Raw genomic sequence first — 13,371 nt, forward strand, 5'->3', positions numbered from 1 at the left:
CGAGTTCAGGGAGGAGGCGAATGGCCCGCGCAAGACACACCCTCAAGGCGGCGCTGCTCTCGGCCGCACTGACCGCCGCGCCCGCGCTGGCCCACGCCGCCCCCGCCCCGCAGGGCGACAGCGGCCTGCTGTTCCACCTGACCGGCGACAAGGGCCTGACCGCCGACGTCGCCGGCGGGGACCCCGCCCCCAACTTCGCCGACAAGGTCAAGATCAGGACCGACCCCGTCCACGGCCCCTATATCGAGGCCGCCGGCGAGGAGACGCTCAGCTGGATGGCGCCGGGCAACCTCTACGCCCAGCGCGGCACGCTCAGCTTCTACTGGCGGGCGCGCGATCCGGTCGGAACCACGCCCTTCCCGCTGTTCCGCGTCGGCTACGCCGACCACACCAGCTGGGACATGGCCTGGCTGCGCATCGACTGGAACGGCAAGGGCTTCGACGCCTTCGTCACTGACGACAACCTGGCGCGGGTGCGGGTCAGCACGACGGTCGCGCCGCCTAAGCCGGACCAGTGGATCCTGGTCACCTTCACCTGGGACGAGGCCAAGGGGATCGCCCTCTATATCGACGGCAAGCCCATCGCTTCGAAGGCCCAGACCGCCGCCCTGGACGCGGGCCTGGATCAGTTCGGCCCGCACAGCCGGGTGATCTCACCCCACCAGGTGCAGAGCGCCTACCAGTTCGTCCGCGGCGGCGACGTCGACGACATCCGCGTCTATGACCGCGCCCTGGACGCCGCCGCCGTCGCGGACCTCGCGGCCGGCAAGGCCCCCGCCCCGGCCGTCGTCGCCACCGACGCCAGGACCTGGCTCTACCGCTACGGCTGGAACCGTCCGGCCGCCCCTCCGCCCTATCTGGCCGACGCCCGGACCACGATCCGCAAGGTCGAGTTCACCGAACAGTTCGACATCAAGGAACGCATGAGCCTGGGCTCGGACGGCATCGCCGAGACCACCTGGCCCGGCGTCTACAACCGCTCGAAACTGCCGGGCCGCCACGACTATTTCGAGCTGCCCGACTGGAACGTCTATGTCGAGGGCGGCAAGGCCATCACCTTCACCCTGCCCGACGAGCCCTGGAACCGCCTGGAGTTCCAGGGCGCGGCCTACGGCTCGCTGACCCGCATCGACGCGGCCGGCAAGGAGACCCTGCTGGCCACGCGGCCCAAAGGCGAGCTGCGCACCTTCAACCAGTTCGCGGCCCTGAACGGCGGCAAGCTGCGGTTCGACAACGTGGTGCAGGAAACCCCGATCCAGGAACTGGCGGCCTACAACGTCACCGCCGCCGCCGAGCCGGACGAGTTCACCCTCAGCTACGTCGTGCGCCCGAGCGCCGACCCGGCCGCCTATCCGACGCTGGACGCGCTTTCGACCTTCGTGACAGGCCGGTACGCGGCCGGCGAGCGGACGATCGTGGCCGCCCTGCCCGCCTCGGCGCCCAGCAAGCCCCGCGCCGATGCGACGGCCGCTCCCGGCCAGCCGATCATCCACGTGCTGATCCCGGCCGACTTCCGCCAGGCCCGGCCCGGCGGTCCGGTCGGCAAGTTCCAGTACGGCTGGCAAGGCATGGACGCCGGCCTGGACGGTGTGGCCATCGACATCCCCGCCCTGAAGGTCAAGCCCACCCACGGCGCGCTCTTCCCGCTGAACATCAAGGTCAAGGATCCGCTTTGGCCGGGCCGCGACCTGATCGACGTCAACGTCTCGGTCAAGCCGGGCGAGGCCCGGACGGTTTATCTCGACACCCGCGACCGCTTGCTGCCGGAAGGCCGGAGCCTGTATCTGAGCCTCGCCGGGGCCGGCGCCGACTTCGACGCTCTGCAGCTGGACGGCATGGCCGTGCGCCTGAAGTTCAAGCCCGCGGCCGACGCCAAGGCCGAGCACGTCGCCGACCGCCTGGCCCAGGCCCGCGACAACCTGGCCTTCCTGGTCGAGGAGCACGACGTCTCCAAGCGCCTGGCCCGCTACCAGCGGCTGGACCTGGAGCTGTCGGACCTGCTGCGCGTCGACCCGACGAACCCGCATGGCCGCGAGATGTGGGCCGAGCTCAATCCCGAGCAGCCCGGCGTCCCGGTCACCGTGCCCACCGCCCCCGCCGGCGTCCCGAAATGGGCGTTCCTGCAGGTCGAGGACCTCAAGCGGGTGCGCAAATTCATCGAATGGTGGATCGACAATCGCCAGTCGGCCTATGGCGACTTCGGCGGCGGCGTTTCCGACGACGACGACCTGACCCAGCAGTGGCCGCCCCTGGCCCTGATGGGCGACATCCCCGACAAGACCACCGCCTCGCTGAACGCCCTGCTCGATGCGGCCTACAGGAACGACATGATCCCAAGCGGCCTGTCGCGGATAAAGACCGACGAGCTGCACTCGTACGAAGAGGCGATCAACCTCAAGGCCGAGGCCATGTACACCGGCTACGGCGCCCCCAAGGTCGTCGAGCGGATGATGGAGACGGCCCGGGCCTATCCGACCGTCGCCAACAAGGGCGAGGACGGCCACGTCCATATTCTCAGCCGCTATTTCTCGGCCACCGACGTGTCGCGCGACGGGCCCTGGGGCTGGTCGCATCCCTATTCGTACCTGATCCTGCACCCCGGAATCCTGCTGGCCGACTTCAACGGCGACCCGACGATGCGCAAGCTGGTCATCGGCCTGGCCGACGGCCACCTGGCGCACGGCAAGCAGGATCCGGACGGGACCTGGCGCTATCCGGAGGACATCAACGCCGCCACCGGCGAGTCGCGCGGCGAGCTGGCCGGCAAGGGCCGCGGCAATGTCGCGGTCATGCAGCTGTTCTGGGCCGCCTGGCGCTGGACCGGAGACGACAAGTACCTGCGGCCGCTGAAAGGCGAGATCGCCCACCAGCCGGGCCGGGGCCTGGACGAGCTGAACAGCGACGTCATCGACATGCTGGGCCTGCGCGCCCAGGCCACGCCGATGATCAAGGCCATGGTCGACAAGGGTTCGGACGACCCGTTCCTGCTCTACCAGGCTTGGCGCTCGACCGGCGACGTCGCCTATCTGGAAAAGGTCTACAGCGACGAGATCACCACCGCTGAACAGCGGATGTGGATGGTCACGGAGGGCCACTGGTGGTCGGACCGCGTGGAGCTGTTCAGCGACATCCTGCAGCGCTCGCGACTGGGCGGCATGGCCCTGCGCCGCAACCAGATGTTCCCCGGCCACCTGGTCAGCTGGCGGTTCGATACGCCGACCGCCGCCGAGGACGTCGGCATCCTGGTCACCGGCGGACAGAAAAGCTTCAAGGTCACCGGCTACAACCTGACGGGCCAGCCGCTGCACACGGTGATGACCGGGTGGGACGTCGCGGCCGGCCAGTGGTCGGTGGCGCGGGCTGTGGAGGGCGTCGGCGATCCGGCGACCTCGGTCGCCTTTGAGCGGACGGCCGGCCTGGACATGACCTTCGCGCCCGGCAAGACCACGACCTGGGAGTTCACCCTGCAGACCCCCGCCGCCACGCCGGAAACCGAACGCCCCGACCTCGGGATCGGCCGGGAGGACGTCAAGGTCGGCCGGTCGGGCCTGACCGTCACCGTCCACAGCCTGGGCGCCAAGCCGGCCCCGGCCTCGGTGGTGCTGGTCGAAGACGCCTCGGGCCAGGAACTGGCGCGGGCGACCACGCCCGTCCTGCCGCCGCCCCTCGACTTGAAGCCGAAGACCGCGAAGGTCGCGCTGAAGGCCGGTTGGAAAAGTGGCTATCGCGTGCGCATCGTCCCCCCGGCCGGCGCGCCGGAAATCACCCAACTCAACAATATCGTCGTCGCCCCCTGATTTAGCTTGGAGACCCCGGAGCCGATCCGCTCCGGGGGCGTTGCTTCGCCCATGGCCGAAACCCTCACCGTCCCCCGCGACCTCGTTCAGCGCCTGCGCGCCCGGCTGCCCGCCGTGACGCGCGAGCATCTGTTCGACTGCTACGCGATCAGCGAGACCACCTGGACCAAGCTGCGCGACGGCAAGCCGATCAAGCGCTCGACGCTGGAGCGCATCCTGCAGCGTTACGAACGCCTGCTGGCCCGCGCGGCCTGACGCCGGACCGGGCGCCCTCGCACCCCGATTCTCCGGGTTACGGCTCCATTTCGCAACCGCACAACGAATTTCGCACCTGCGCAAGCTTCCGTCCGCCGTCGGACGAAAGACGCGCAAACCTTCCACAATGGGTTGAAATGGCGGGAATTTTCCGCAAGCTGGCGGCCGCCCGCCCATGCCGGACCGGCGCGTTAACCCTCGTTCTCATGATGAGGTGACAAAGCGCGTTTGGCCCGGCAGGGTTGGCTCTCTTTTGATTCCCAGCAGATGAGCTGATTTATGAACGTTTCGGATCTGGTCGACGCCGCCGTGGCCGCCGACGACAAGCTGACCAAGACTCAAGCCAAGGCCATCATCGACGGCGTGTTCAAGTCGATCACCGAGGCCGCCGTGAAGGGCGAAGAAGTCTCGGTCCCGGGCTTCGGCAAGTTCAAGGTCCAGGCCAAGCCGGCCCGCACCGGCCGCAACCCCTCGACCGGCGCCGCCATCGAGATCGCGGCCAGCAAGAAGGTCGCCTTCACGCCGGCCAAGCAACTGAAGGACGCCGTCAACGGCTAATCCCTCGGCGAGCGGCCGGTCTCACCACCGGCCGCTCCTCCTGGCCCGCCTCGCGCGGCCAGACGTTCCGGGCCGCCCAGGCGCCCAATGCGGGCGTTTCGCCCCTTCCCACTTCGACATCCTCCCCGGCGGCTCGCTTCGATTTCACGGAGAGGCGCTATGGCGACATCCCTTCGCAACGGTCGGGTCAGTCCATGGATGGCGGTCCTCGGCGGCGGCTTGACCGCCGCAGTGCTGGACATCACCTACGCCTTCATCTTCTTCGGCCTGCGCGGCGTCAGCGCGATCCGGATCCTGCAGTCGATCGCCAGCGGTCTGCTGGGCAAGGCCGCCTATCAGGCCGGCGTCGCGGCCGCCGCCTTGGGCGCGCTGCTCCATGTCGCCATCGCCCTGGTCATGGCCGCGGTCTATGTCGCCGCCAGTCGCGCCCTGCCGTTCCTGAACCGACGCCCCTGGCTGTGGGGGCCGCTGTACGGGATCGGCTGCTACCTGGTGATGAACTATGGGGTGCTCCTGCTGCGGTTTGGCCCGCGGCCGGTCCCGCCGATCGAGGTGCTGGCGGGCGGGGTGGCGATCCACATGTTCGGCGTCGGCCTGCCGATCGCCCTGTTCGCGGCGCGCGCGGCGCTGTCCTCTCGCCTGTCATCCTGATCTCGCACCGAAGGTTCGGTCCGAGCCGCCGGTGAAGGCGAGCCCTCGGCTCAGGCCGCCGCCGCCCCCTGCCGGAACTCCCGGGGCGACATTCCGTACTGGTCGCGGAACGCCCGGCTGAAATGGGCCGAGCCGTTGAACCCCCAGCGGAAGCAGATCTCGGAGATCGACAGCCGCGCGTGTTGCGGGCTGGCCAGGTCGGTGCGGCAGCGCTCCAGCCGCCGCGTGCGCAGATAGTGGCTGAAAGTCTCGTCCGCGCTGGCGAACAACTTCTGGACATAGCGGGGCGAGACCCCCTCCTCGTCGGCCACCCGACGCAGCGACAGATCCGGATCCGGCAGCAGGGTCTCGATGGTCTGGCACAGCCGCTGGAGGTGGGCGGTGGGCGCGCCGGCGTTCGCCCCCAGCACATCGCTCGTCGCCCCGCCCTCGGCCAGGCAGATGGCCAGGAACTCGGTCAGGGCCAGTTCGACGGGCCGCAGCTGGTCGACGGTCAGGTCCTCCAGTCCCTCGGCCGTGGCCCGCAGCAGGCCCGACAGGATGTGGGTGACCCCGGTCGCCGCCTGCAATCGTCCCACCCGCAGGCTGACCGGGGTGATCAGGCGGTGGTCGAGCGCCACCCGCGGCGCCCGCACGAACATCAGCCGGCAGCGGGTCTCCAGCCGCAGGGCCGCGGCCTGGCCGGTCGGGCCGTAGGCGATGTCGCCGGGCTCCAGCGCCTCGGCCAGGTCGTCCGTGACCAGGGTGGCCGCGCCGCCCAGCAGCACCGCCAGCCAGACGGCCGCCGGCTGGCCGGTCAGCCGGCCGGAGATCGCCTGGGCCCCCGCCTCGACCAGGGCGAACTCGATGCCGAGCGGCGAGGTCAGGCAGACCACCGAGGCGCTGGCCGGCTCGGCGTCCGACAGGCCTTCGATCGGCAGGCCCAACCGGTTCATCGCCGCACGCCAGGCCTCGGCCCGTTCGGCGCGGGGGTGACTGTCGGTGCTGAACGACCAGGCCTTCATGGCGCCGCTAGCCCTTCATCTGGGGAAAGATGTCGCGGGGAATGCGCACGTGGCAGCCCTGCTTGCCATCCACCACCTGGGTGACGCCGAAGTCGCTGGCCACGCTCATCAGCGAATAGGCGTCGTTCCGCGACAGGCCGACATGGTCGGACAGCAGGGTCAGCATGTTCAGCGAAGCGTCCTTCATGGCCACGTTCAGATCCTCGTGGAAGCCATGGACGATCCACCACTTGGGGGTTTCCAGCAGGGGACCGGGCGCGACGAAGTCCTTGCGCAGGACGATCTGCATCAGCACGTTCAGCGAGCTCTCGATGGCCGTGCCGGAGATCTCGCCGTCGCCCTGGCTGACGTGCGGATCGCCGATCGAGAACAGGCCGCCCTCGACCTGGACGGGGTAATACATCGTCGCCCCCGCCCCGATCCTCCAGTTGTCGATATTGCCGCCGTGGGCCCCGGGCGGGATGGTGCTGACCCGGCCGTCGATGGCGGGCGCCACCCCGGCCGTGCCCAGGTGCGGACGCGCCGCCACCCGCACGCCGCCCAGGGCCGGCTGACGGGCGCATTCGGGACAATGGGTGATCGTCCCGGGGATCAGGTACTTGCCGTCGAAGTCGTAGGCGTAGAGGGCGCTGGCGGTGTGGGTGTTCTGATCCAGCTCGTAGATCGTCACCCGCTCCTTCTCGCCAAAGTCCTTGTAGAGATAGCCCCAGTTGGCCGCCAGGTTGGAGCCGTAGGCGTTGCGGGGGACCATGCGCAGGTAACGCACCTCCAGGACGTCGCCGGGCTTGGCGTCTTCGACGAAAATCGGTCCGGTCATGATGTGGACGCCGGGATTGCGGTCGTCCTCGGGAATCTCGGTGAAGATCCGGGTCACCGCCTCGTCCATCATCAGGTCGGGCGCGTCGCCGGCGTGGTGGGTGATAGCCTCGACGCTGACGAGGTCCCCGCTCTTGATGCGCAGGGCCGGCTTGATGGACGGGTCGAAGTAACCCCAGTGCACGGTGGCCGGCGTGGCGTTCAGGGTGTGCAGGGCGGTGGGCAGGACGTCGGGACGGGTCTGGCCGGGTTCGCAGATGAAGGGCATCGGTCTTCGATCCTCAGGCGGCCGAGAGCGTGACCGAGGTCATGCTCAGCGAGCCGTGCTCGATATGGTCGGGGGCGAAGCTGGCCACGTCGCCGGGCAGGCGCGCGCCCAGCACGTAGAGCAGCGGCCAGTAGTGGTCCGGCGTCGGGACCGACCGGGCGGCGTCCTGGCCCCGCGAGGTGAAGTTCACGGCCCGCTCTGGCGCGTCGTCGACCACCGCCTGCTTGATGTAGTCGTTGAACCGCTGCGACCAGTCGTAGGGCGCGCAATGGCGCTCGCCCCAGTTCATGGCCGGCAGATTGTGGACGATATTGCCGGTGCCGACGATCAGCACGCCTTCGTCGCGCAGCGGGGCTAGCCGCTTGGCCAGCTCGAAGTGCCACTCGGGCGGCTTGCCGGCGTCCATGCTGAGCTGCACCACCGGCACGTCGGCGTCCGGATAGACCTTGCTCAGCACCGACCAGGTCCCGTGGTCCAGGCCCCAGGCCTGCTGGTCCAACGCCACCGGCTGCGGCGCCAGCAGATCCCTGACCCGCGCCGCCAGTTCGGGCGAGCCCGGGGCCGGATACTGGACGTCGAACAGGGCCTTGGGGAAGGACGCTCCGAAGTCGTGGATGGTGCGCGGGGCGGTCATGGCCGTGACGGCGACGCCTTGGGTCAGCCAATGGGCCGAGATGCAGAGGATGGCCTTGGGCTTGCCGATCGCCGCGCCCATGGCTCTCCAGGTCTTGGTGGTGTCGTTGGTCTCCAGGGCGATCATCGGGCTGCCGTGACCGAAGAAGACGACGGGCATGCGGCTCATGCGGCGACCTCCGGCCCGGCGGTCTTGGCGGAGTCGCCGCCCTTCAGTTTCGCCCAGGCCTTCTGGTAGCGCGGCGCAAGCCAGCGGTTGAACTGCACCTGCGCCCCCTCCTGCCAGGAGTAGCGGCCGCGCACCGCGAACCGCGAACGCAGCCCCACCTGCACCAGTTCGTCGACGTGCATGTCCTGGGCGATGATCTTGCCCGCCGAGGTCATGATCATCTCCAGCCGCTCCTGGAAGCCAGCGGTCTCGGTGGCGCCGGGGGCGACCAGGATGCCGGTGTCCTGCTCCAGGCTCTCGGGCCCCGTCGGACGCAGGATCAGGTAGATGACCATGTCGCTGGTCATCACCAGCGACAGGGTCGGCGGGATATTGGCGAAGGTGGCGCGGTTGCGGTCCTGGCCGGTCAGCTTGGGAAAGACCGGCAGGACCGCCTTCTGGGTCGGATTGAAGCTGGCGTCCGGGTGGGTGGTGCCGTTGTAGCGCAGGAAGCCGGCGTCGCCCTCGGCGGCGTCGGGAAAGCTGCACAGCTCGCTGGGAATGAAGTCGTGCAGCGGGCCGCGATGCAGCTTGTTGGCGTGGTAGCCGTCGTTGTTGTTCTCGAACATCACCTTCCAGTTCCAGGCGAACTGACCGGTCATCGGCGGGTTCAGGCCCTCGGCGTTGGCGAGGTCGTAGTTGGCGACGGCGGCCTCGACCGCCTTCAGGCGCGGCGCCAGCGGCGGCGCCTCGGCGTCGAAGTTGATGAAGATGAAGCCCAGCCAGATCTCGACCTTGAAGCTGGGGAGGCTGACGGCCTTCTTGTCGAAGCCGCAGGCCCGTTCCATGGCCGGGGCGTTCACCAGGTCGCCGTTCAGCGAATAGACCCAGTGGTGATAGGGGCAGACGAAGCCGCGGGTGTTGCCTCTCCCCTCGGCCACCAGCATGGCGCGGTGCTGGCACACGGCCGACATCGCCTTGATCTCGTTCGAGCGGTTGCGGGTCACGACGATCGGCTCGCCGATGATCGAGGTGGTGAAGTAGTCGCCCGGGTCCTTGACCCAATCGACGCGGCCCACGCACAGCCATTCGTGATTGAACAGCGCCTCGGTCTCGAAGGCGTAGAAGGCCGCGTCGGTATAGCAGGCGGGCGGCAAGGTCTCGGCCGCGTCGACCTCGCGGATCGAGCGCGACAGGCCGTCGAAGAACGCGTCGTCCAGAGGGGTTGCGGCGGGCGTGGGGCCCATGGCGGATGCGCTCCTTCGCGAAATCGATACGAAGGCTAGGCGGGGCGCGCCCATCGGTCTTGCACCAGCGCGCACGATAAGTTGGCCGTCGCCCGGCGCGCGGGCGCCGTCGCCAGCTTCCCGGGCGCAAATGAGCAAAAGCCGCGCAAGGCCCAGGCATCGCCGAGCCGCCGGGACGCGGCCGGAAAGCGATCGGGCGCGCAGGGGAAAGACGCGTCTTCGGACCGGCCCTAGCTTCGGGTCCGGACAGCTTCCAGAGGATCGCGCCCGTGGACATGACGCTCGCCGACGACCTGAGGATCTCGGACCTGAAGCCCGGCTTCGGCGCCCGGATCCACGACATCGACCTGCCGTCGGCCTCGGACGCCGAGCTCGACAAGGTGGTCGCCGCCTTCCACCGCCATGGCGCCGTCGTGGTGTCCGGCCAGACCATGACGCCGGACGACCTGATGCGCTTCATCGGCCGGTTCGGCGAGGCCGAGGACCACACCCAGACGCGCTTCACCCTGCCCGGCTATCCGAAGATCTTCATCCTCAGCAACCGCGTGGTCGACGGCCGGCCGATCGGCGCCCACAACGACGGGGTCGGCTGGCACACCGACTACAGCTACAAGCCCGAGCCGGTGATGCTGACCATGCTCTACGCGGTGGAGGTTCCCGACGAGGGCTCAGACACCCTGCTGGCCGACGGCTGCGCCGCCTGGAACGCCCTGTCGCCGGAAAAGCAGGCCGAGCTGCTGCCGCTGCGCCTGCACCACAGCTACAAGCACTTCATGGCCACCCGCGAGTTCGGGGCGCAGGTCCTGTCGCCCGAGATGGAAGCGGCCAATCCCGACGTCGAGCATCCACTGATCCGCACCCACCCGGCCGACGGCCGCAAGGCCCTGTGGCCCTCGACCGGCACGGTGACCGAGGTGATCGGCAAGCCCGGCCCCGAGGGCTTGGCCCTGGTCGACGAGCTGGTGGCGTTCATGACCGGCGACGACTTCGTCTATCGCCACAAGTGGGCCAAGGGCGACCTTCTGATGTGGGACAACCGCTGCACCCTGCACACCGGCACGCTCTACGACGACACCAAGTACTTCCGGACCATGCACCGGCTATGGGTAAAGGGCGACAGGCCTTATTGAGCGCGTTGCGAAACCCTCGCTGACCGACCGGAATATGAAATGACCCAAACCTGGCTGATCACCGGCGTCTCCGGCGGGCTCGGACGCGAGATCGCCCTGGCGGCCATCGCGCGCGGCGACGTCGTGTTCGGCACGGTCCGCAGGGCCGAGGCCGCCGCGGCGTTCGAGCGGCTGGGCGGCCGCGCCCTGGTGCTGAACGTCACAGACGAGGCGGCCGTACGGGCCGGCGTCGCCCAGGCGGAGGCGGCGGCGGGCGCGATCGACATCCTGGTCAACAACGCCGGCTACGGCCTGGTCGGCGCCGTGGAGGAGGCCTCGCTCGACGAGGTCCGCGCCCAGTTCGAGACCAATGTGCTCGGACCGCTAGCGATGCTGAAAGCCGTGCTGCCCGCCATGCGCGCCCGCCGCAGCGGACGCATCATCAACATCACCTCGGTCTCGGGCCTGGCGGTCTGGGCCGGCACCGGGGTCTACTGCGCCAGCAAGTGGGCGCTGGAGGGCCTCACCCAGACCCTGGCCGCCGAAGTGGCGGAACTGGGGATCAAGGTGACCAACGTCGCGCCCGGCGGCCTGCGGACCGACTTCGCCGGCGGCTCCAAGGCCGTCGTCGCCCGCAAGATCGCCGACTATGACGGCCTGGCCCGCGACGCCGAGCGGATCATGGCCGACCATGCCGGCCACGAGCCGGGCGATCCGGCCAAGGCGGCCCAGGCCATCCTGCGCATCGCCGACGAACCGGCCCCGCCCCTGCACCTGCTGCTGGGCGAGGACGCCCTGAAATACGCCGGCTACGCCGCCGCCGGCCTCCGGGCCGACATCGAAGCCTGGAAGGACCTGACCCTGTCCATCGGCTACGCCCCATGAAGGACCGCCCGTGACCAATACCCTGATCTTCGTCGACCTGGCCTCCGACGATCCCGACGCGGCCGGCAATTTCTACGCCCAGGTGTTCGGCTGGGAGAACGACGCCCGGCCGCAGGGCGAGTACCACCGCATGGTGCCCGGCGGCTTCTTCAAGAGGCCCGACGGGACCGACAGCGAGATCGGCAACCTGCATCTGGGGATCTTCAAGGTCGCCAACGCCCGTCCCCATCCCGACCCGGCCGGCGTCGAACCCCGCGGCCTGTCGGCCGAAGGCCGCAAGCCGCGCGTCTGGGTGCTGATCGGCGACGACGACAGCGCCGACCGCATCCTGGCCACGGCCCAGGGCCTGGGCGCCGAGCTGCTGTGGCGCGACCACTACTGGGCCGAGTTCAACGGCTACAACCACGCCTTCCGCGACCCGTGGGGCAACGAGATCGTCCTGTGGGGCAAGGCGGGCGCGAACCCGGAAATCCCGGAAGGGTTCACGCGGGAATAGCGGCCGCCGCAAAGCCGACCTCCAACGCTCAATCGCCGGATTGGGCCTCGAACAGGCCCTCCAACCGCCGCGCCCCATGGACGACGCGGACGATCTGGATGTCGGCGCCCAGGATGCGATAGAGCGCGAGGTAGCCCCCGATCACCAGCATTCGAGCTTCGGGAGCTATTTCAGAACGCGCGGGTCCCAGACGCGGATTGTCGCCCAGGGCTTGGCATCGCGCCACGATGCGGTCGATGAGGCGATCCGCGGCGGCCATGTTGTCGAGCGCCACCTGCAGCCAGGTGTCGTCGAGATCGGCATTGGCCTTGGGCGTGCGAACGACGCGCCCCACCGTCAGGCCTTGGACGCCTCGAGGGCCTTCAGCCGTTCCCGACCCCGCCGCTTGATGTCGTCGGCATCCAACGGCGCATCATCGTCGCTATCGACGCCTTCTCGCCATAGGCCGCGCAGCCCCTCGATCGCAGCCGCCCGCCCTTGCCGGACCTGTTTCCACGCGCGCAGGGCGTCGCGGATCACTTCGCTGGTCGAGGCATATTCGCCGGTGGCGATGGCCTGACGGATATCCGCCGTCAATTCCGGGGTCAGGGCGATGCTGAGTTTCTCGGCGGTCGACATCCATGCCTCCACGTCGGTACGACCTAGTGCTACCACGAGATCGCCGCTCTGTCATGGGCCGCCCTAGAATGGCTTGTCGCCCGCCACCGTCACCCGGTAGCCGGTCCGCGTGTCGGGGAAATAGTCCCAGATCGCCTGGTGCCAGGTGCAGCGGTTGTCCCAGAAGGCCACCGAGTTCTTGCGCCAGCGGAAGCGCACCTGGAAGTCCGGGTTGGAGGCGTGCTGGTAGAGGAAGTTGAGGATCGCCGTGCTCTCGGCCTTGGACACGCCGGCGACATGGGTCGTGTAGGATGGGTTGACGAACAGGCTCTTGCGGCCGCTGACCGGATGGGTTCGGACGATCGGGTGGGTCGAGCAATTGTACTTGCGGTCGATGTCCGGGAAGATCGCCTTGTAGACCGGATTGGCGTCGTGCACCGCCGACAGGCCTTCCAGATAGGCCTTCATCCTGTCCGACAGGGTCTCGTAGGCCGCGTACATGCTGGCGAAGCAGGTGTCGCCGCCGTCGTCGGGCAGGACCTTCATGTACAGGATGCTGCCCAGGGGCGGCTCGGGATCGCAGGTCAGGTCCGAGTGCCAGTTCTCGCCGGCCACGAACTTGGAGTTGGCGTCGGCGTGGATGGCGACGATCTCCGGATGCTCGGGCAGGCCTGGCACGCCGGAATGGATCGCCAGGTTCCCGAACTTGCGACCCAGGTCCTTGTGGGCGTCGTGGTCCATCTCCTGGTCGCGGAAGAAGATCACCTGGTGCTGGGTCAGGGCCCGGTGGATCTCCTCGAACTGGCGGTTGCTGAGCGGCCGCCCCAGGTCGACGCCGAAGATCTCCGCGCCGATCCGGCGGGTCATCGGCTTCACGTCGAGGACGTCATAGGTCATGTGAAACCGC

Annotated in this window: 14 protein-coding genes; 7 read left to right on the forward strand and 7 right to left on the reverse strand. The window is 68.9% G+C overall.

The features are described 5' to 3' along the window. The first annotated feature begins 20 nt into the window (after nucleotides 1–20). The 4 genes from EV278_RS08545 (at nucleotide 21) to EV278_RS08560 (ending at nucleotide 5,261) form a co-directional block, all read left to right on the forward strand. Nucleotides 21–3,797 (forward strand): LamG-like jellyroll fold domain-containing protein, encoded by a 3,777-nt coding sequence (locus EV278_RS08545; protein WP_132089361.1) that lies wholly within the window; start codon nucleotides 21–23, stop codon nucleotides 3,795–3,797. A gap of 51 nt (nucleotides 3,798–3,848) precedes the next feature. Next, nucleotides 3,849–4,052, forward strand: coding sequence for a hypothetical protein (locus EV278_RS08550; RefSeq protein WP_018060960.1), 204 nt, complete (start codon nucleotides 3,849–3,851; stop codon nucleotides 4,050–4,052). A 279-nt stretch (nucleotides 4,053–4,331) separates the two neighbouring features. After that, nucleotides 4,332–4,610, forward strand: a complete 279-nt coding sequence (locus tag EV278_RS08555) for an HU family DNA-binding protein (RefSeq protein ID WP_132089364.1) — start codon at nucleotides 4,332–4,334, stop codon at nucleotides 4,608–4,610. 159 nt (nucleotides 4,611–4,769) lie between these two features. After that, the gene (locus EV278_RS08560) at nucleotides 4,770–5,261 is read left to right on the forward strand and encodes a hypothetical protein (protein WP_132089367.1); all 492 of its coding nucleotides are present in this window, start codon (nucleotides 4,770–4,772) and stop codon (nucleotides 5,259–5,261) included. 50 nt (nucleotides 5,262–5,311) lie between these two features. On the opposite strand, the gene EV278_RS08565 is transcribed toward EV278_RS08560, so the two are convergent. From EV278_RS08565 to EV278_RS08580, 4 genes are read right to left on the reverse strand one after another with little or no spacing between them, the layout of a single operon-like run. Continuing rightward, complete coding sequence (locus tag EV278_RS08565; RefSeq protein ID WP_132089369.1) at nucleotides 5,312–6,265, reverse strand: AraC family transcriptional regulator; 954 nt, start codon at nucleotides 6,263–6,265, stop codon at nucleotides 5,312–5,314. Nucleotides 6,266–6,272: 7 nt separating this feature from the next. Then, nucleotides 6,273–7,349, reverse strand: coding sequence for an acetamidase/formamidase family protein (locus EV278_RS08570; RefSeq protein WP_132089372.1), 1,077 nt, complete (start codon nucleotides 7,347–7,349; stop codon nucleotides 6,273–6,275). A gap of 13 nt (nucleotides 7,350–7,362) precedes the next feature. Next, on the reverse strand, nucleotides 7,363–8,151 hold the full coding sequence (gene ygiD / locus EV278_RS08575) for a 4,5-DOPA dioxygenase extradiol (RefSeq protein WP_132089375.1): 789 nt from the start codon (nucleotides 8,149–8,151) through the stop codon (nucleotides 7,363–7,365). Next, nucleotides 8,148–9,377 (reverse strand): SRPBCC family protein, encoded by a 1,230-nt coding sequence (locus EV278_RS08580; RefSeq protein WP_132089378.1) that lies wholly within the window; start codon nucleotides 9,375–9,377, stop codon nucleotides 8,148–8,150. The genes ygiD and EV278_RS08580 overlap by 4 nt, the downstream gene beginning before the upstream one ends. 275 nt (nucleotides 9,378–9,652) lie before the next feature. On the opposite strand from EV278_RS08580, the gene EV278_RS08585 reads away from it, so the two are divergent. From EV278_RS08585 to EV278_RS08595, 3 genes are read left to right on the forward strand one after another with little or no spacing between them, the layout of a single operon-like run. Then, nucleotides 9,653–10,507 carry a TauD/TfdA family dioxygenase gene (locus tag EV278_RS08585; protein WP_132089559.1) on the forward strand — a complete coding sequence of 285 codons (855 nt, stop codon included), beginning with the start codon at nucleotides 9,653–9,655 and terminating at the stop codon, nucleotides 10,505–10,507. A gap of 39 nt (nucleotides 10,508–10,546) precedes the next feature. Then, complete coding sequence (locus EV278_RS08590) at nucleotides 10,547–11,371, forward strand: oxidoreductase (RefSeq protein ID WP_132089381.1); 825 nt, start codon at nucleotides 10,547–10,549, stop codon at nucleotides 11,369–11,371. Nucleotides 11,372–11,381: 10 nt separating this feature from the next. Then, on the forward strand, nucleotides 11,382–11,867 hold the full coding sequence (locus EV278_RS08595) for a VOC family protein (protein ID WP_132089384.1): 486 nt from the start codon (nucleotides 11,382–11,384) through the stop codon (nucleotides 11,865–11,867). Between the two features lie 28 nt (nucleotides 11,868–11,895). Here the strand turns inward: EV278_RS08595 and EV278_RS08600 are convergent, their stop codons facing one another. From EV278_RS08600 to EV278_RS08610, 3 genes are all read right to left on the reverse strand, one after another. Beyond that, nucleotides 11,896–12,201 carry a type II toxin-antitoxin system RelE/ParE family toxin gene (locus tag EV278_RS08600; RefSeq protein ID WP_132089387.1) on the reverse strand — a complete coding sequence of 102 codons (306 nt, stop codon included), beginning with the start codon at nucleotides 12,199–12,201 and terminating at the stop codon, nucleotides 11,896–11,898. Between the two features lie 2 nt (nucleotides 12,202–12,203). Beyond that, nucleotides 12,204–12,485 (reverse strand): type II toxin-antitoxin system ParD family antitoxin, encoded by a 282-nt coding sequence (locus EV278_RS08605; RefSeq protein WP_132089390.1) that lies wholly within the window; start codon nucleotides 12,483–12,485, stop codon nucleotides 12,204–12,206. 63 nt (nucleotides 12,486–12,548) lie between these two features. Continuing rightward, a complete protein-coding gene (locus EV278_RS08610) occupies nucleotides 12,549–13,361 on the reverse strand; it encodes a TauD/TfdA family dioxygenase (protein ID WP_132089392.1) in 813 nt (270 codons plus the stop codon). Nucleotides 13,362–13,371: the final 10 nt, after the last annotated feature.

Origin of the sequence: Caulobacter sp. BK020 (assembly GCF_004342605.1) — a bacterium.
Lineage (GTDB): Bacteria > Pseudomonadota > Alphaproteobacteria > Caulobacterales > Caulobacteraceae > Caulobacter.